Genomic DNA, 17,518 nt, shown 5'->3' on the forward strand with positions numbered 1-17,518 from the left:
GCCGGCAGTTGCTGGACCACGCACGCATCAATCCACCCTCCCTGGAGCATCCATGAACACCACAAGCGGATCGACCCTGCAGTTCCTCGGCGCCGCCGGCACCGTCACCGGTTCGCGCTACCTGGTCGAAGATGGCCGCCACCGCGTACTCGTCGACTGCGGACTGTTCCAGGGTTACAAGCAGCTGCGTGAGCGCAACTGGGCCCCGTTCCCGGTGGACCCGGCATCCATCGACGCCGTCGTGCTCACCCACGCGCACCTGGACCACTCGGGATACCTGCCTGCGCTGGTCAAACAGGGGTTCCGCGGCCGCATCCATTGCACCCATGGCAGCGTAGCCCTGTGCGGCCTGCTGCTGCCCGACAGTGGTCGCCTGCTTGAAGAGGAGGCAAGGTACGCGGCGCGCAAGGGATACTCGAAGCACAAGGAGCCGCTGCCGCTGTACACCGAAGAGGACGCGCGCAAGAGCCTGAAGTACCTGCACGGGCACGACCAGGGCGAAGAAATCGAGGTGATGCCCGGCATCCGGGTGCGCTTCCATCCAGCCGGACATATCATCGGCGCCGCCCATCTCAGCCTGGACGTGCATGGCCTGCGCCTGCACTTCAGCGGCGACCTCGGGCGGCAGAACGAGTCGCTGATGAACCCGCCCTCGCCGCTGCCCGCCTGCGACGTGCTGGTCTGCGAGTCCACCTATGGCAACCGGGCGCACGTGCCGATCGACCAGGAAGCCGAACTCGCTCCGATCGTGCGCCGGGTGGCCGCCCGCGGCGGGGTGATGGTGATCCCGGCCTTTGCGGTCGGCAGGGCGCAGGCGTTGCTGCTGCACCTGGCGCGCCTGCGCGAGCGGGGCGAGATCCCGCGGGTTCCGGTCTACCTCAACAGCCCGATGGCCATCGATGCGACCCACATCTACCACCGCCATCACGACGAACACCACGTATCGGACGAAGACTGCCGCCGCATGTTCGAACTGGCGACCTTCGTCAACAGCGTCGAGGAGTCCAAAGCGCTCAATCGCCAGCACGGGCCGATGATCATCATCTCGGCCAGCGGCATGGCGACCGGCGGGCGCGTGCTGCATCACATCGAAGCGTTCGGCCCCGATGATCGCAATGCCATCGTGCTCGCGGGCTACCAGGCCGGTGGCACCCGCGGCGCGGCCCTGGCGGGGGGCGCGTCCACACTGCGAATGTTCGGTCGCGAAGTTCCCATCCGCGCCGAGGTCATCCAGTTGGAGGGGTTCTCCGGCCACGCGGATGCGAACGAACTGCTGGACTGGATGCGGACTGCACCGACGGCGCCACGCGTCGTCTACGTGACGCATGGCGAGCTGGACGCGGCAGACGCGTTGCGCGCGCGCATCCAGCGCGAGCTCGGATGGTCGGCCCATGCTCCGGAACACCTGGAACGGGTGACGCTGGAAGGAGGGCATGGAGCATGAAGGCGTCGGCCCACACCCGCATGCGTGTCATCCGCGCGGGCATCGACACCTACCAGCAGCCGGTGGTCTACATGCACCGCGACTGCGAGATCTGCCGCTCGGAAGGATTCGTTGCCATGACCCGGGTGCAGATGCAGCTCGGGCATCGCACGCTGATCGCGACCCTGAACGTCGTTGTCGGCGACATGGTCGCCGTCGACGAGGTGGCTCTTTCGGAGGCGGCCTGGAACGCACTGGCGCCCGAACCCGGGGTGCTGGCCAGCTTCCGTCACCCCGAGCCGGCGGCTTCGGTGGGTGCACTGCGGGCCAAAGTGTTTGGCGAGCGCCTGGACGAATCCCAGTATCTCGCCCTGATGCAGGACGCCGTGGCCAGCCGGCTGTCGGACCTGGAGCTCGCTGCCTTCGTCGCCGCCTCCGCCGGCGAGCGCATGGACCAGGGCGAAGCCACCGCGCTGACACGGGCCATGCTGGCGGTCGGTCAGCGGCTCGACTGGGGCGAAGGCCTGGTACTGGACAAGCATTGCGTCGGCGGTCTGCCGGGGAACCGCACCACCCCGATCGTGGTCGCGATCATCGCCGCGCTCGGCTATCGAATCCCCAAGACCTCTTCGCGCGCGATCACGTCGCCGGCAGGGACCGCCGACACCATGGAAGTGATGGCGCCGGTGGCACTGGACCTGCCGGCCATGCGTCGTGTCGTGGAGCGTGAGGGGGGGTGTATTGTCTGGGGCGGCAACGTCCGCCTGAGCCCGGCCGACGACATCATGATCCGTATCCAGCGACCGCTGGATTTCGACAGCGACGGGCAATTGGTCGCCAGCGTGTTGTCGAAAAAGATCGCGGCCGGCTCGACCCACGTCCTGATCGACATGCCAGTCGGTCCGACCGCGAAGGTGCGCAGCGAGGTCGCCGGCGCCCATCTTGCAACCCGGTTGGGTGGCACGGCCTCGGCTTTTGGCCTTGAGCTGGACGTGTACCGCTCCGACGGCCGCCAGCCGGTCGGCGTGGGCATCGGGCCCGCGCTGGAGGCGCTGGACGTGCTCAAGGTCCTGCGCAACGATGCCGATGCGCCGGCGGACCTGCGCGAGCGCAGCGTCGCGCTCGCCGGCGCCCTGCTGGAGATGGTGCCCGGCAACGCCGCGGGCACGGGGGCATCGCGGGCCAATGAGGTGTTGGACTCGGGCCGGGCGCTGGCGAAGTTCCTCGCGATCTGTGAAGCCCAGGGCGGCTTCCGCGAACCGCCACACGCGGAGTTCACTGCCGACGTCACCGCGGGTGTGTCCGGGCGGATTGCGGCGATCGACAATCGCCGGCTGGCACGTATTGCCAAGCTCGCCGGCGCACCCGGCTCGCCCGCCGCGGGCCTGGCAACCGCGTTGCGGATCGGTCACGTCGTCCAGCGCGGGCAACCCCTGTTCGCCGTACATGCGCAGTCGCGCGGAGAGTTGGCGTACGCGCTGGAGTACGCGGCGACTGCCGCGCCCTTCGCCGTCGAGGAGGTTGCATGAATCGCATCCTGATCCCGTTCCCCGCCGACGTCGCCCTGGCGGCGACCGTCGGCGCTGAACTCGGCGCCCGTATTGCCCCGCTGGACTGGCACCGCTTTCCCGATGGGGAATCCCTGGTCGCCCTGGATGATGGCTTGCAGGGCGCCGACCTCGCCATTCTCGCGAGCCTGCGCACTGCCGACGCCATCGCCCTGCCGCTGCGGTTCGCCGCGGAGACCGCACGTGAGTTCGGCGCCCGCAGCGTGGGTCTGATCGCGCCCTACCTCGGCTACATGCGACAGGACACCCGCTTCCACCGCGGCGAAGCCGTCACGTCGCCGCTGTTCGCGCGCTTCCTGGAGCAGTCCTTCGACTGGCTGGTGACGGTTGACCCCCACCTGCATCGCACGCCACGACTGGATGCCTTGTATCGCATCCCGACGGCACAAGTGCGCGCCGCTCCGGTCGTGGCCCGCTGGATCGCCGCCAACGTGCCCGACGCCACCGTGATCGGGCCCGACAGTGAAAGCGAGCAGTGGGTGAACAGTATCGCGACGCAGGCCGGCGTACCCTTCCAGGTGCTGCGCAAGGTGCGCCGTGGCGACTACGACGTCAGCGTCAGCCTGCCTGATGCCGATGCCGCCGCCGGACGCACACCGGTGCTGGTCGACGACATCGTTTCATCGGGGCGCACGATCCTGGAGACGCTGGTGCACCTGGAACGACTCGGCCTGCCGGCGCCGGTCGTGGTGGCAATCCATCCCGTGTTCTCGGGCGATGCCTATGAGCAACTGAAAACTGCCCGCCTGGCGAGAATCGTCAGTACCGACACGATCGCCCATCCATCCAACGCGATCTCGACGGGACCGGCGCTCGGGGCCGCCGCGTCCAAGCTCATGACGTCCCTTTCCGCTGCACCGGAGGTCTCATGAATCTTTATTCAACCTGCTGTACGGTCTCCCAGCTCGATCGCGCTCCACGCCATCGGATGGAGCAGCTCGCCGCCGCCTATCGACAGGCTGACCCGGCGTTTTCCCACTGGGCCGCCGGCTACGGCATGATCCAGCACGACCCGCTGACCCAGTTGCGGGTCCGCGAGATGGTGGCCGAGCTGGTCGCGCTCGGGCAGCTCGCGGATCCCGATGACGGATGGCGGCGTCTCGCCGCCGCCGATCGTCTCGCCAGCGCCGCCATATGGCTGGTCGTGCACATGACCTACGCCCGCCGGGTACGCACCGACGGTGCCGCGCTTGCAGCCGACGACTTCAAGGCGGCGCCGGAGGGCCATACCGGCGGTTCGCTGAACATGGTTCCGGCGTACGCAGGTTACCTGCTGATGGATGCGCTGGACGGGACCACGCGGGCGTGGATGATGGGCCAGGGGCACTGCGTTGCCGCGATCGACGCGCTCAACGTGCTGGTTGGCAACATGACGCCTGCCCATGCATCACGCTATGACCGCACCGATGCCGGCCTGAGCCGCTTGTGCGGGGACTTCTACGCCTACACCCTGAAGCCCGATGGCTCGCCGGAGTCGCCGCTGGGCTCGCACGTGAACGCCCACACCGCCGGTGGCATCCTTGAAGGGGGCTACCTCGGCTTCGCCGAGCTGCAGTACGTCCACGCTCCGCTCAAGGGCGAGCGGCTGGTGGCCTTCCTGAGCGATGGTGCGTTCGAGGAACAGCGTGGCAGCGATTGGGCTCCGCGCTGGTGGCGCGCGGAAGACAGCGGACTCGTGTCGCCCATCATCATCCTCAACGGACGCCGCATCGAGCAGCGCAGCCAGATTGCCCAGCAAGGCGGGGACCGCTGGCTGCATCAGCACCTGCGCCTGAATGGCTTCGAGCCGGTCGGGATAGATGGCCGCGACCCGGCGAGCATCGCGTGGGGCATTCACGCGATGGAATCGCGGCTGCGTGCCTGCGGAGAAGCGCCGGAAGGCGGGATCCGGCTCCCGTACGGAATTGCGGAGACCATCAAGGGCTATGGCTTCCCTGGCGCGGGCACCAATGCCGCGCACAACCTGCCGCTTCCAGGCAATCCGGCCCACGACGTCATGGCGCGGGATCTTTTCAACGAAGGCGCCGCAGCACTGTTTGTGCCGGTGCCGGAGCTGGATCAGGCGATCTCCTCACTGAACACCCACCGGGAACAGCAACGGGTGCGCGAGCGCGATCATGCGCTGGCGACCCGCGATGTCGCCCCGCCAAAGGTGCCTGCGATCGCCGAACGCCTGCCTGGCCAGGCAGGCTCACCGATGCGGGCGATGGACGAGCAGTTCGTTGCGATCGTCGAAGCGAACCCGCAGCTGCGCGTGCGCCTGGGGAACCCCGACGAGTTGCGCAGCAACCGGCTCGACCGCTCGCTTGACCTGCTCAAGCACCGGGTCCAGATTCCCGAGACCGGGAACAGTGAATCCGCCACGGGCGCCGTCATCACAGCGCTCAACGAGGAAGCGGTGGTGTGCGCGGCGCTGGCCAACAAGGGCGGCTTGAACCTGGTGGTCACTTACGAAGCCTTCGCGCCGAAGATGCTCGGCGCCATCCGGCAGGAACTGATCTTCTCGCGCCAGCTGCGGCTGGCCGGTCGATCACAGGACTGGCTGGGCATCCCGCTGGTGCTCACCTCGCATACCTGGGAGAACGCCAAGAACGAACAGTCGCACCAGGATCCGACCATGACCGAGGCGCTGCTCGGCGAGATGGCCGACGTGTCGCGGGTGGTCTTTCCTCCGGATGCCAATGCGGCGGCAGCTGCGCTGGCGCGGGCCTACGCGCAGCGCGGCACCATCACTGCGCTGGTGGTGCCCAAGCGCGACGTGCCGCACGTGTTGACCCGTGCGCAGGCGGCAGAGCTGGCGGCCGAAGGGGCCGTGCGGATGGCAGGCGATCCCGATGCATCCTCGCTGCTGCTGGTCGCCACCGGCGCGTACCAGTTGCAGGAAGTGCTGCGTGCGCGGGCACGGCTGGCTGCACGTGACGTGCCGTCCACCGTGGTCTACCTCGGAGAGCCCGCGCGCTACCGCACGCCGCGCGATCGCGACGAAGCCGCCTACGTCCACGGCGACGGCCAGGTCCGGCGCCTGTTTCCCGACGATCTGCCCCGGGTGCTGCTTACGCACACACGCCCGGAGCCGTATCTTGGCGCCCTGCGGCGACTGGATACCGGTCCGGCCACCACCACCGCCCTCGGCTTCATCAACCATGGCGGCACCATGGACGTGCCGGGGCTGCTGTTCGCGAACCGCTGCACCTGGGCCCACGTGGTCGAGGCGGCTGCGGGCGTACTGGGATTGGACCGGACGCGACTGCTGAACGCGCAGGAGCTGGCAGCCATCGACGGCACGGGCGATCCCGCGACCGTTCTGAAGGCGGCACCGGAGTCGGTGCGATGAGCCCCCCGGCAGCCCGCTTACGGGAGGACAGGTCCGCGACCATCGCGATGCTGCGGGCGATGCAGATCGGCTGGGCGATGCTGCGCCTCGGGTTCGACGTGGTCCGGTGGCGAGGGCGCGCGCCGCAGCGGATACCCGAACGACTGGGTGACACGCTGGTGGGCCTGGGCACGACTTTCGTCAAGCTGGGGCAGGGCTTGAGCCTACGCTGGGATTTGCTTCCGCCGGAATATCGCGAGGCGCTGTCGCGGTTGCACAGCGACGTTCCACCATTCCCGGAGGACGCCGCGATCCACACTATCGAACAGGCGTTCGGAAAGCCGCTTGGCGAGCTGTTCATGAGCTTCGACGCCACCCCCCTTGCCGCGGCATCGGTGGCGCAGATCCATGCTGCGCGCCTGCTCGACGGGCGCGACGTCGTGGTCAAGGTCACGCGGCCAGGCATCCACGCGCAGGTGCAGGCCGACCTGCGCCTGCTGCGGCGCGCGGTCCGCGTCGTCCAATGGATCTATCCTTCGCTGAAGCGCCAACGTCCGCTGGAGCTGGTGGACGAACTGTCAGCGTTCCTTCACGACGAAATCGACATGCGCCACGAGGCCCAGAACATGCGGCGCATGGCGAGCGTGATCGATCCCTTGCCGGGGATCACTGTGCCGCACGTGATCGAGCCGTTGGCCACGCGCGAGGTACTGGTACAAGACCGCAGCTACGGCTCCCGGATCGAGACCGTGTATGGGACACCTGCCGCGCCCGCGCTGGCCGCGGGGCTGCTCGACGCCTACATACACCAGCTGTTGGTGGCTGGCGTGTTCCATGCCGATCCCCACCCGGGCAACCTGTTCGTCCTGGACGACGGACGCCTGTGCCTGCATGACTTCGGCTCGATCGGGGTGCTTGATCCGGCGTCGCGCCTGGCCTTGGGCGGGCTGGTGGAAGCCATTGCCGCCAACGACGCGCCAACGGTGCTGGATACCGCGATCGCCCTCGAATTCTTCCGCGTGCAAGTCGATCGTCGGCCGTACGAACGCGAAGTGCACATGATCCTTTCCGAGATGGCGAGTCGCCCGTTGGCGCAATGGTCAATCGCAGAAGCGATCTGGCGTGTAGCCCGGATTGGCCAGGGAGCGGATTTCCGGTTGCCACCTCACTTGCTGGTGCTGATGCGCACGCTTTTCCTGCTGGAGAACACGCTGCGCACCCTGGCTCCGGATCTGGACGTGCTGGGGGCGTTGACCGCCCGTGCGCCAGCGATCGCCAGGACAGTCAACGCAACCCGCACCCGACGCCAGGTCGCGGCGCAGCTGATGCACGCTGCACGGCAACTACCCCAGCTTGCGGCAGATATGTTGCGGCAAGCTCAGCTGGGCGATGGCCGGTTGGCTCTTTCCATTTTTCATCGTGGCCTGGACTCGACGCAGGAGGCGATTGCGCGCACCGGCAACCGGCTTGCGTTGGCGCTGGTCACCCTGGGCCTGTACATGAGTGCCTCGCTGTTGACCTTGCATGGGGACGGTCCGCAGATGTTCGGACACCTGCCAGTGCTTGCTGTCATCGCTTTCGTCGCGGCTGGCGTGCTGTCGGTGCGCCTCATCATCGGCATCGGCCGCTCGGGACACCTGTGAACAGGTTTTGTTTGCTCCCCACCTCGACACCGCAGCCGCAAGGCCCCAACGTGATTTTCCACCCCCTTGAGCGGAGGGAACCATGAACAACAACGATCACCATGCCGGACACGGCCATTCACCCGATGATCATTCACAGCATCGCGCACGCGAACATGGGCCGGACACAGGCGAACACGATGGCCATGACAAGCACGCCGGCCACAGCGTGGAGATGTTCCGCGACCGGTTCTGGATCAGCCTGGCACTGACCATTCCCGCGCTGGTGTGGGAGCCGATGCTGCAGAAATGGTTCGGCTATACAGCGCTGCAGTTCCCCGGCTCGGGCTACATCCCTGCCATTTTCGGTGCGGCCGTCTTCCTTTACGGCGGCTGGGTGTTCGTGAAGGGCGCATGGAGCGAGCTGTCCGACCGCCTGCCTGGCATGATGACGCTGATCTCGCTGGCGATCGTCGTCGCCTTCCTCTACAGCGCGGCGGTGACGCTGGGCTATCCGGGACATGCGCTGTGGTGGGAGCTGGCGACGCTGGTGACGATCATGCTGCTGGGCCACTGGATCGAGATGCGCTCCATCTTCCAGGCCCAGGGCGCGCTCAAGGAGCTGGCCAAACTGCTGCCGGACACGGCGGTACGGATCACCCGGGGCGATGAAACCGAAGTGGTGCCGGTCGCTGCGCTCAGGGACGGCGACGTGTTGCTGATCCGCCCCGGCGCGGGCATTCCTGCCGACGGCCTGGTGAAAAGCGGCAAGAGCAGCGTCAACGAGTCGATGATCACCGGCGAGTCCAAGCTGATCGAGAAGCGGGAGGGCGACAAGGTGATCGCCGGAACGGTGAACGGACAGGGATCGCTCCGGGTCGAAGTCACCGGCACCGGGGACAGGACCGCCCTGGCCGGGATCATGCGCCTGGTTGCGCAGGCGCAGACGTCCCGTTCGCGTGCCCAGGCGCTGGCGGATCGGGCGGCGTTCTGGCTCACGCTGATCGCCATTGGTGCGGGCGTGGTCACGTTCATTGCATGGTGGGCGGTGGGTGCAACGCTGGACTTCACCATCATGCGCGTGGTGACGGTGCTGGTCATCGCCTGCCCGCACGCCCTCGGGCTGGCGGTGCCATTGGTGACCGCGATCTCCACGACGATCGGGGCACAAAACGGCCTGCTGGTACGCGACCGGCGTGGTCTGGAAGAGGCACGCAACCTCGATATCGTCGTGTTCGACAAGACTGGTACGCTGACCCTTGGTTCGCATCGCGTCGTGTCGATGGCGGTCGAGGACGGCGTGACGGAAGATGACGCCCTGCGCCTGGCTGCAGCAGTCGAGGGTGACGCCGAACACCCCATCGCCAATGCACTGACAACGAGCGCGAAGGAACGCGGCCTGGACGTGCCTGCCGCGGCGGGATTCGAGTCGATGGCCGGCGTCGGCGTTCGTGCCGAGGTGGAAGGCCGCACGCTTCGTGTCGGCGGACCCGGCATGCTCAGGCGCCTGGGCCTCCAGCCTGGCACGAGGATCCAGGAAGCAGCGGAGACCGCCGCCGCCAACGCGCAGTCGGCCACCTACCTGATCGAAGGCAACCGTGTACTCGCCGTGTTCGCCATCGCCGACGCGGTGCGACCCGAGTCGAAGGAAGCCGTGGAACGCCTGCACGCTGCCGGCATCAAGGTTGCCATGCTCACGGGCGACTCCAAGGCCGTGGCCGACTCCGTCGCCAGGGAGCTGGGGATCGACGTGGTCTTTGCCGAGGTCCTGCCGGAGGACAAGGTCGCCAAGATCGAGGAACTGCAGCAGGGCGGCAGGAAGGTCGCCATGGTGGGCGATGGCGTGAACGACGCGCCCGCGCTGGTGACCGCGGACGTGGGCGTTGCCATCGGCGCGGGTACGGACGTGGCGGTGGAGGCCGGAGACGTGGTCCTGGTCCGCTCCGACCCGCGCGACGTGCCGCGCATTGTCACCCTGAGCCGGGCCAGCTACCGCAAGATGGTGCAGAACCTCTGGTGGGCGGCGGGCTACAACATCGTGGCGATTCCGCTGGCCGCGGGCGTGCTGGCCTGGGCCGGCATCCTGCTGGACCCAGCGGTGGGCGCGATCCTGATGTCCACCAGCACGATAATCGTGGCGATCAACGCGCAGCTTCTCCGACGGACCGCGCTGTAGAGCGCCGAGGTTCCCGGCGCTCTCGATTCCTCGACGAACTCATTGGAGACTCAAGCCATCCGGTTCTTCCACGACTGCCCCCGGCTGCGGCGACTGCTGCGTGTTCTGCTCCTGGGGCAGCGTGCCGTGCCCGCCCGTGCAGCAGCAGAAGGGCTGCCGCGGGTGACCGTCGCGGCGGGTGAATGACCGGTGGTGCGTCGCATCGCCGGTTGCCTTCGCGGCTCTTCCTGCGCATAGTGGGCGGGTCATGAGCGTCCTTTGCACTCTTCGCCGCTTGCCCCATCGTCGCCCCGTCATGGTGCGCGCGGTGCTGCTGTTCGCGCTGGCGATGGTGCTGTCGGCCTTGATGCCGAGGTGGATCACGCATAGCCATGACGGCGCGCACACGGCAGTGCACGCGATCGCCGCCGATGCCGCCGCCGATCACCAGCATGCCGACAGTGCCGGCGAGCCGGTGGTGCCGCTGCCGGACGGCTCGCACGTCCATGTGCATTACCTGGCCGGCGCAGCGGCAACCCTGCCGCAAGTCGTCGTTGCGCTGTGCGCACCGGTGCAGGCGGACGCCTGCACGCCCTGGCAGGATGCCTCCGCACCCGACGGTTCGCTGACCCGCCTGCATCGCCCTCCCATCGTCTGACGGCAACGCCCCGACGGCCGCATCGCGGCCTGAACTCGTTGACTGTGCATTCGATGGGAGATCGTCGTGTTTTCTTTACGCTGTCTGTGTCTTCTGCTGCTGGCAGGCGGCTTCGGTGCGCCTGCGGTGGCGGGCGAGGCCCTTTCGCTGCCGCAAGCGGTGGCTCGTGCGCTCGCGCACAACCCGGCCATTCGTGCCGGCGACCGGAGCGTCGTCGCCGCCGAACGGCAAGCGGACCTTGCCGGCCTTGCGCCGCCCTGGGTGGTGGGGGCGGAGGTGGAAAACGTGGCCGGCAGCGGATCCCTGGCCGGCGTGCAGGCGGCGGAGACCACCTTGCGGCTGGGCCGTGTGCTCGAACGGGGCGGCAAGCGCGACGCTCGCGTGGCCGCGGGTACCATCGACATCGAGCGGTCGCGCAATGCGCTGGAACAGATCCGTCTGGAGCTGGCCACCGAGGCCGCACGGCGCTTCGTCGAAGTGCTCGCCGACCAGGCGCGCACCACCGTGGCGGCGCAGGACCTCGCCCTCGCGCACGAGCTGACGGCGACCGTGCGGCGCTGGGTGCAAGCCGGCCGCAGTCCGGAGTCGGACCTCGACCTGATGCAGATCGCCGAGGCGCGGGCCGACATCGAGGTGGAGCACGCGTCCCATGAGCTGGCCAGTGCCAGGGTTTCGCTGGCCGCGCTGTGGCATGCCGCCGAGCCTGATTTCGACGCGGTGGCCGGCAACCTGTTCGAGTTGCCCGCGGTACCGTCGTATGCAGCCCTCATTTCGCGCCTGCCCGACAACCCCGCTTTGCGCGGCCTGGCGCTGGACGCGCACGCGGCACGGGCGCGCGAGCGCGTCGCCGCCGCCAGTGCCAGGCCGGACGTTACCTGGCACGTCGGCGTGCGCCGGCTGTCGACGTTCAACGACACGGCGCTGATCGCCGGGGTATCGCTGCCGCTGGGCAGCGCCGGACGCTCCGCGCTCAGCGTGGCCCAGTCGGAGGCCGAGACCGAGGCGGCCGACGCGCGCGCGCAGGCGCAGCAGATGGACGTGCGCCAGCGGCTGTTCTCCGCGTACCAGGAACTGGTCCACGCACGCACCGCCTTCGAAGCGCATCGCGACCGCATGATTCCCAAGGCTGAAGCTGCGCTGGCGCTGATCCGCAAGGGTTTCGAGGCGGGGCGCTTCAGCTTCGTCGCGCTGTCGCAGGCCCAGCGCACGCTGCTCGAACTGCGCAACGCGCAGATCGACGCCGCCGTCCGTTACCACATCTTGTTGACCGACATCGAACGGATGACGGTCTCCGCCGGAGTTTCGTCGCCATGAAGTTCATGTCCCTGAAAAGCGCTCCCATCAAGCGCACTGCACTGGTGCTGCTGGTTCTCGCCATTGTTGCCCTTGGCGCCTGCGGCGAGCGTGCCGCACACGAACCGGCCGCAGGCGAACACGCTGCCGCCGATGCGTTCGAGCGCGGCCCGCACAACGGCCGCCTGCTGCGCGACGGTTCGTTCGCACTCGAAGTCACCGTCTACGAAGCCGGCGTGCCGCCGGAGTTCCGCCTGTACGGCTATCGCGACGGCAAGCCGCTGCCGCCGGCTGCGCTGCAGCCGGTGATCGAGATCAGACGTCTGGACGGCGAAACCACCCGCTTCGCGTTCGGGCCCGAGGGCGACGCGCTGGTTGCCGACGGCACGGTGATCGAGCCGCATTCTTTCGACGTCAAGGTCAGTGCCGTCCACGCCGGCAAGACGCATGCGTGGAACTACGCCTCGTACGAAGGACGCGTCACGATCCCGGCGGCGATTGCCGCAGCGTCAGGGGTGAAAACCTCGGTGGCTGGGCCGGCCACGATCCGCGACGTGCTGCCGCTGATGGGGCGCGTGGCGATTGACCGCAGCCGCCAGGCGATGGTGCGTGCCCGTTTTCCGGGGATCGTGCGCAGCGTGCCGGTGAACCTGGGCGACCGCGTGCGCCGCGGGCAGACGCTGGCCACGGTGGAAGGCAACGACAGCATGCGCAGCTACGCGGTAACCGCACCGCTGGACGGCGTGGTGCTGGCGCGCAACACGAATGTCGGCGACGTCGCCGGTGAGGCGCCGCTGTTCGAGATCGCAGACCTGTCCTCGGTCTGGGTCCAACTGCATGCGGTCGGACGCGACGCCGATCGACTGCGGCCGGGGCAGGCGGTGAGTGTGCGCCCGGCCAGCGGCGGCGAGGCGTTGGCGACTCGTATCGACGCCCTGGTACCGGTCACCCACATGGGTACGAGCGTGGTGGCCCGTGCACGCATCCCCAACCCCGACGGCGCCTGGCGTCCGGGTATGGCGGTGGTCGGGGATGTCACCGTCGCCCAGCGTGAAGTGCCGCTGGCGGTGAAGGTTTCAGGCCTGCAGCGCTTTCGCGACTTCCCCGTGGTGCTCGCCCGGGTCGGCGACACCTACGAGGTGCGCATGCTGGAGCTGGGCGAGCGCGATGCCGACGCGGCCGAGGTGCTCGGCGGCCTCAAACCCGGCACGACCTACGTGAGCGAGCAGAGCTTCCTCATCCGCGCGGACATCGAGAAGTCCGGCGCCAGCCACGACCACTGAGGACGCCGGCATGCTTGAACGACTTGTACGCGCCGCGATCGCGCATCGCCTGCTGGTGCTCGTCCTGGCGCTGGGGCTGGGCGCACTGGGCGTCTGGAACTATTCGAAGCTGCCGATCGACGCGGTGCCCGACATCACCAACGTGCAGGTGCAGATCAACACTGAGGCGCCCGGCTATTCGCCGCTGGAAGCGGAGCGGCGCCTGAGCTACCCGATCGAGATGGCGCTGGCGGGGCTGCCGCATCTGCAGCAGACGCGCTCGATCGCCCGCTACGGCCTGTCGCAGATCACCGCGGTGTTCGAGGACGGCACCGACGTGTACTTCGCGCGGCAGCAGGTGGCCGAACGGCTGAAGGAGGTCGGCACGCAGCTGCCGCCGGGCGTGCAGCCGACGCTGGGACCGGTGGCCACCGGCCTGGGCGAGATCTTCATGTACATGGTCGAGGCTGCCCCCGATGCGCGGCGGGCTGACGGCCAGCCGTGGACGCCGACCGACCTGCGCTCACTGCAGGACTGGGTGATCCGGCCGCAGCTGCGCAACCTTGCCGGAGTGACCGAGGTGAACACGATTGGCGGCTTCGTGCGCCAGTTCCACGTCACCCCCGATCCGGCCCGGCTGGCTGCCTACGGGGTGAACCTGGTCGACGTGCAACAGGCGCTGGAACGCAACAACGCGAATGTCGGTGCCGGTTACATCGAGCGGTTCGGCGAGCAGTATCTGATCCGTGTGCCTGGGCAGATCGCCGACCTCGATGGCCTGCGCGAGGTCGTGATCGGGCGGAAGGACGGCGTGGCGCTGCGCGTGCGCGACGTGGCCGAAGTCGCCGAGGGCGAGGAATTGCGCACCGGTGCAGCGACCGAGAACGGTCACGAGGCTGTGCTGGGCACCGTGTTCATGTTGATCGGCGAGAACAGCCGCATCGTGGCCCAGCGGGTCGCGGCCGAGCTGAAGACGATCAACGCGAGCCTGCCCGACGGGGTCAGCGCACGCACGGTGTACGACCGCACGCTGCTGGTCGACCGGGCCATCGCTACGGTGCAGAAGAACCTGGTCGAAGGCGCGTTGCTGGTGATCGCGGTGCTGTTCCTGCTGCTGGGCAACCTGCGCGCGGCGCTGATCACCGCCGCGGTCATTCCGCTGACCATGCTGATGACGATCACCGGCATGGTCGGCAACGGCATTTCCGGCAACCTGATGAGCCTGGGCGCGCTCGACTTCGGCCTGATCGTCGATGGCGCGGTGATCATCGTGGAGAACTGCCTGCGCCGCTTCGGCGAGGCGCAGCACCGCCTGGGCCGCATGCTGCGCCGGGACGAGCGTTTCGCGCTGGCGGCGAGCGCCACGGCCGAGGTGATCAAGCCGAGCCTGTTCGGCCTGTTCATCATCGCCGCCGTGTACTTGCCGATCTTCAGCCTCTCGGGGGTCGAGGGAAAGATGTTCCACCCGATGGCGTTCACCGTGGTGATCGCGATCACCGCGGCGATGGCGCTGTCGCTGACCTTCGTGCCGGCAGCGGTGGCGATGTTCGTGACCGGCCGCGTAGCCGAGCAGGAGAACCGACTGATGCTCGCTGTCCGCCGCGTCTACGCGCCGCTGCTGCAGCGAGTGATGGCGTGGCGAGTCGCGGTGGTGGCCGCGGCGACCGTGCTGGTCGTCGCCGCCGGGCTGCTGGCCGGTCGCCTCGGTGCCGAATTCATCCCCGACCTGGACGAAGGCGACATCGCCGTGCATGCGCTGCGCATCCCGGGCACCGGGCTGAACCAGGCGATCGGCATGCAGGTGCAACTGGAAGCGCGCATCAAGCAGTTCCCGGAGGTCAGCCACGTGTTCGCCAAGCTGGGCACGGCCGATGTGGCGACCGACCCGATGCCGCCGTCCGTCGCCGATACCTACATCATCATGAAGGAACGCAAGGACTGGCCCGATCCGCGCAAGCCCAAGACCGAACTGGTCCGCGAGATGGATGCGGCCGTGCGCGCCATCCCGGGCAACAACTACGAGTTCACGCAGCCGGTGCAGATGCGCATGAACGAGCTGATTGCCGGCGTGCGCGCGGAAGTGGCGGTCAAGGTCTTCGGCGACGACCTCGACACGCTGGTGGCGCTGGGCGAACGGGTGGAGCAGGTTGCCGCCGGCGTGGCCGGTGCCGCCGACGTCAAGCAGGAGCAATCCACCGGCCTGCCGTTGCTGACGGTCCAGCCCGACCGCGCCGCGCTGGCCCGCTATGGGTTGTCGGTCGCCGACCTGCAGGACACGGTATCCATCGCGATGGGCGGCGGCCCCGCCGGCCAGGTGTTCGAGGGCGACCGGCGCATCGACATCGTGGTGCGCCTGCCGGAGGCGCAGCGCAGCCGGCTGGAGGCGCTGGGTAGCTTGCCGATACCGCTGCCGGCGCGCGGCGATCCCTCCGCCCCCGCCACGGTACCGCTGGGCGAGGTGGCGCGCATCGAACTGTCCACTGGGCCGAACCAGATCAGCCGCGAAAGCGGCAAGCGGCGGATGGTGGTCACCGCCAACGTGCGCGACCGCGACCTGGGCTCGTTCGTGGAGGAATTGCGCAGCGCCGTGGCCACCGGGGTCACCCTGCCGGCGGGCTACTGGATCGACTACGGTGGCACCTTCGAGCAGTTGATCTCGGCCAGCCAGCGCCTGCAGGTGGTGGTGCCGGTCGTGCTGCTGCTGATCTTCGGCCTGCTGTTCATGGCGTTCGGTTCGGCGCGGGATGCCGCGGTGATCTTCAGCGGCGTGCCGCTGGCGCTGACCGGCGGCGTGCTGGCGCTGTGGCTGCGCGGTATTCCGTTCTCCATTTCCGCCGGCGTGGGCTTCATTGCGCTGTCGGGCGTGGCGGTGTTGAACGGCGTGGTGCTGGTGTCGTTCATCCGCCGCCTGCTCGACGAAGGCCGGGACCTGGACGGTGCCATTGTCGAAGGCGCGTTGACCCGCCTGCGGCCGGTGCTGATGACTGCGCTGGTGGCGTCGCTGGGTTTCGTGCCGATGGCGCTGAACGTGGGCACCGGTGCCGAAGTGCAACGTCCGCTGGCCACGGTGGTGATCGGCGGCATCCTGTCCTCGACGCTGTTGACCCTGCTGGTGCTGCCGGCGCTGTACCGGTGGGTGCACGGTGCCGGCGAGGCACGCCGACGGGTGCCCGCCGGCTGAGAGGCCATCGGCCACTGCCGAAGTGGTCGATGGCCCGGGCGCCTGGCAGCGGGTGCCGCTTGTCGGTCGTGGGGCGCTCCTCGGGAGTGCGGGTGGCGATGGATCAGTCGACCATGGAGTGACTCTCGGCCGTGCCGAGCAGTTCGGGCTGCCTGGTGCTGCGTGCCCGGCGGTTCAGCAGCGGATGCATGAACACCGCCGCAAGGATCACCGCCACGCCGGCATAGAACCAGCCGTCCAGCTCACGCTGCTCACCCAGCAGCACGATCGCCAGCACGATCGCGTAGACCGGCTCCAGGTTGGTCACCATCTGCGTGCCGAACGCGCTCATGTGGCGCAGCGCCACCAGCGCCAGCGTGAACGGCAGCAAGGTGCAGCCGAACGCGAGCACCAGCAGCAGCAGCGCATCGTGCGCGCCCGGGAGCATGAATGCCGGGCCGGCGTGCGGGATGAATGGCGCGAGCAGGGTGAGGAAGACGGTGCCGGTGCCCAGCTCGATGAAGGTCACCGTGAGTGGATCGCCGTGCTCGACCAGGCGTTTGTTGAGCGAGCCGAAGAACGCCACGAACAGCGCCGACAGCACGCCCACCGCGATACCCAGACGCATGTCGTGGGGCACGCCGCCCACCACCATCACCACACCCGGCACCACCGCCACGCCGATCAGCAGCTCGCGCGGATCGAAGCGGCGTTTCGCGATCCACGGTTCGATGAAGGCCAGGAACACCGGCCCCAGCGCGATGCAGGTAGCGCCCACCGAGGCGTTGGACAGCTTGATCGCCGCGTAGAAGGTGAGCCAGTGCAGCGACACCAGCACGCCGATGCCGGCATACGCCCAGATCAGTCGCGCCGGCATCGCGCGCAAGCCGCGCCAGACCCGCGGCATCAGCAACAGCGCCGCCACCACCAGCAGCATGCGCCACCACACCAGCGGCAACGCGGGCAGCGTGATCAACTTGCCGAGAATCGCGGTGAAGCCCCACAGCAACACGCAGAAATGGATCTGCAGGCGGGCCTGGTTGACGGGTTGCATGGGGAATTCG

At 68.3% G+C, this 17,518-nt stretch carries 12 protein-coding genes; 11 read left to right on the forward strand and 1 reads right to left on the reverse strand.

Features of this window, described 5'->3' with window-relative positions; genetic code table 11:
• Window positions 1-52: 52 nt before the first annotated feature.
• From UUA_RS06670 to UUA_RS06715, 11 genes are all read left to right on the forward strand, one after another.
• Entirely contained in the window at window positions 53-1,444 is a 1,392-nt protein-coding gene (locus UUA_RS06670) for an MBL fold metallo-hydrolase RNA specificity domain-containing protein (protein WP_008435339.1), read from the forward strand.
• Window positions 1,441-2,952, forward strand: coding sequence for a thymidine phosphorylase family protein (locus UUA_RS06675; protein WP_008435340.1), 1,512 nt, complete (start codon window positions 1,441-1,443; stop codon window positions 2,950-2,952). Before UUA_RS06670 ends, UUA_RS06675 begins: the two co-directional genes overlap by 4 nt.
• Complete coding sequence (locus UUA_RS06680; RefSeq protein ID WP_008435342.1) at window positions 2,949-3,863, forward strand: ribose-phosphate diphosphokinase; 915 nt, start codon at window positions 2,949-2,951, stop codon at window positions 3,861-3,863. Before UUA_RS06675 ends, UUA_RS06680 begins: the two co-directional genes overlap by 4 nt.
• Window positions 3,860-6,325 carry a phosphoketolase family protein gene (locus UUA_RS06685; RefSeq protein ID WP_153022983.1) on the forward strand — a complete coding sequence of 822 codons (2,466 nt, stop codon included), beginning with the start codon at window positions 3,860-3,862 and terminating at the stop codon, window positions 6,323-6,325. Before UUA_RS06680 ends, UUA_RS06685 begins: the two co-directional genes overlap by 4 nt.
• Window positions 6,322-7,947, forward strand: a complete 1,626-nt coding sequence (locus UUA_RS06690) for an ABC1 kinase family protein (RefSeq protein WP_039953667.1) — start codon at window positions 6,322-6,324, stop codon at window positions 7,945-7,947. The genes UUA_RS06685 and UUA_RS06690 overlap by 4 nt, the downstream gene beginning before the upstream one ends.
• Window positions 7,948-8,029: 82 nt before the next feature.
• Window positions 8,030-10,102, forward strand: a complete 2,073-nt coding sequence (locus UUA_RS06695) for a heavy metal translocating P-type ATPase (protein ID WP_008435345.1) — start codon at window positions 8,030-8,032, stop codon at window positions 10,100-10,102.
• 100 nt (window positions 10,103-10,202) lie between these two features.
• Complete coding sequence (locus UUA_RS20270; RefSeq protein WP_337999106.1) at window positions 10,203-10,268, forward strand: hypothetical protein; 66 nt, start codon at window positions 10,203-10,205, stop codon at window positions 10,266-10,268.
• A 108-nt stretch (window positions 10,269-10,376) separates the two neighbouring features.
• Window positions 10,377-10,739, forward strand: coding sequence for a hypothetical protein (locus UUA_RS06700; protein WP_153022982.1), 363 nt, complete (start codon window positions 10,377-10,379; stop codon window positions 10,737-10,739).
• Between the two features lie 66 nt (window positions 10,740-10,805).
• The gene (locus UUA_RS06705; protein WP_081491517.1) at window positions 10,806-12,053 is read left to right on the forward strand and encodes a TolC family protein; all 1,248 of its coding nucleotides are present in this window, start codon (window positions 10,806-10,808) and stop codon (window positions 12,051-12,053) included.
• Window positions 12,050-13,315 carry an efflux RND transporter periplasmic adaptor subunit gene (locus tag UUA_RS06710; RefSeq protein ID WP_008435348.1) on the forward strand — a complete coding sequence of 422 codons (1,266 nt, stop codon included), beginning with the start codon at window positions 12,050-12,052 and terminating at the stop codon, window positions 13,313-13,315. The genes UUA_RS06705 and UUA_RS06710 overlap by 4 nt, the downstream gene beginning before the upstream one ends.
• Before the next feature lie 10 nt (window positions 13,316-13,325).
• Window positions 13,326-16,475, forward strand: a complete 3,150-nt coding sequence (locus UUA_RS06715; RefSeq protein WP_008435349.1) for an efflux RND transporter permease subunit — start codon at window positions 13,326-13,328, stop codon at window positions 16,473-16,475.
• A 103-nt stretch (window positions 16,476-16,578) separates the two neighbouring features.
• Here the strand turns inward: UUA_RS06715 and UUA_RS06720 are convergent, their stop codons facing one another.
• Window positions 16,579-17,508, reverse strand: a complete 930-nt coding sequence (locus UUA_RS06720) for a DMT family transporter (protein ID WP_008435350.1) — start codon at window positions 17,506-17,508, stop codon at window positions 16,579-16,581.
• Window positions 17,509-17,518: the final 10 nt, after the last annotated feature.

It is taken from the genome of Rhodanobacter thiooxydans LCS2, from assembly GCF_000264375.1.
Classification (GTDB): domain Bacteria; phylum Pseudomonadota; class Gammaproteobacteria; order Xanthomonadales; family Rhodanobacteraceae; genus Rhodanobacter; species Rhodanobacter thiooxydans.

Bases quoted from the DNA above. Each gene is read 5' to 3' on its own strand.
- UUA_RS06685 (WP_153022983.1), top strand. From the start codon at position 3,860: ATGAATCTTTATTCAACCTGCTGTACGGTCTCCCAGCTCGATCGCGCT.
- UUA_RS06715 (WP_008435349.1), top strand. From the start codon at position 13,326: ATGCTTGAACGACTTGTACGCGCCGCGATCGCGCATCGCCTGCTGGTG.
- UUA_RS06720 (WP_008435350.1), bottom strand. From the start codon at position 17,508: ATGCAACCCGTCAACCAGGCCCGCCTGCAGATCCATTTCTGCGTGTTG.
- UUA_RS06710 (WP_008435348.1), top strand. From the start codon at position 12,050: ATGAAGTTCATGTCCCTGAAAAGCGCTCCCATCAAGCGCACTGCACTG.
- UUA_RS06675 (WP_008435340.1), top strand. From the start codon at position 1,441: ATGAAGGCGTCGGCCCACACCCGCATGCGTGTCATCCGCGCGGGCATC.
- UUA_RS06680 (WP_008435342.1), top strand. From the start codon at position 2,949: ATGAATCGCATCCTGATCCCGTTCCCCGCCGACGTCGCCCTGGCGGCG.
- UUA_RS06695 (WP_008435345.1), top strand. From the start codon at position 8,030: ATGAACAACAACGATCACCATGCCGGACACGGCCATTCACCCGATGAT.
- UUA_RS06690 (WP_039953667.1), top strand. From the start codon at position 6,322: ATGAGCCCCCCGGCAGCCCGCTTACGGGAGGACAGGTCCGCGACCATC.
- UUA_RS06670 (WP_008435339.1), top strand. From the start codon at position 53: ATGAACACCACAAGCGGATCGACCCTGCAGTTCCTCGGCGCCGCCGGC.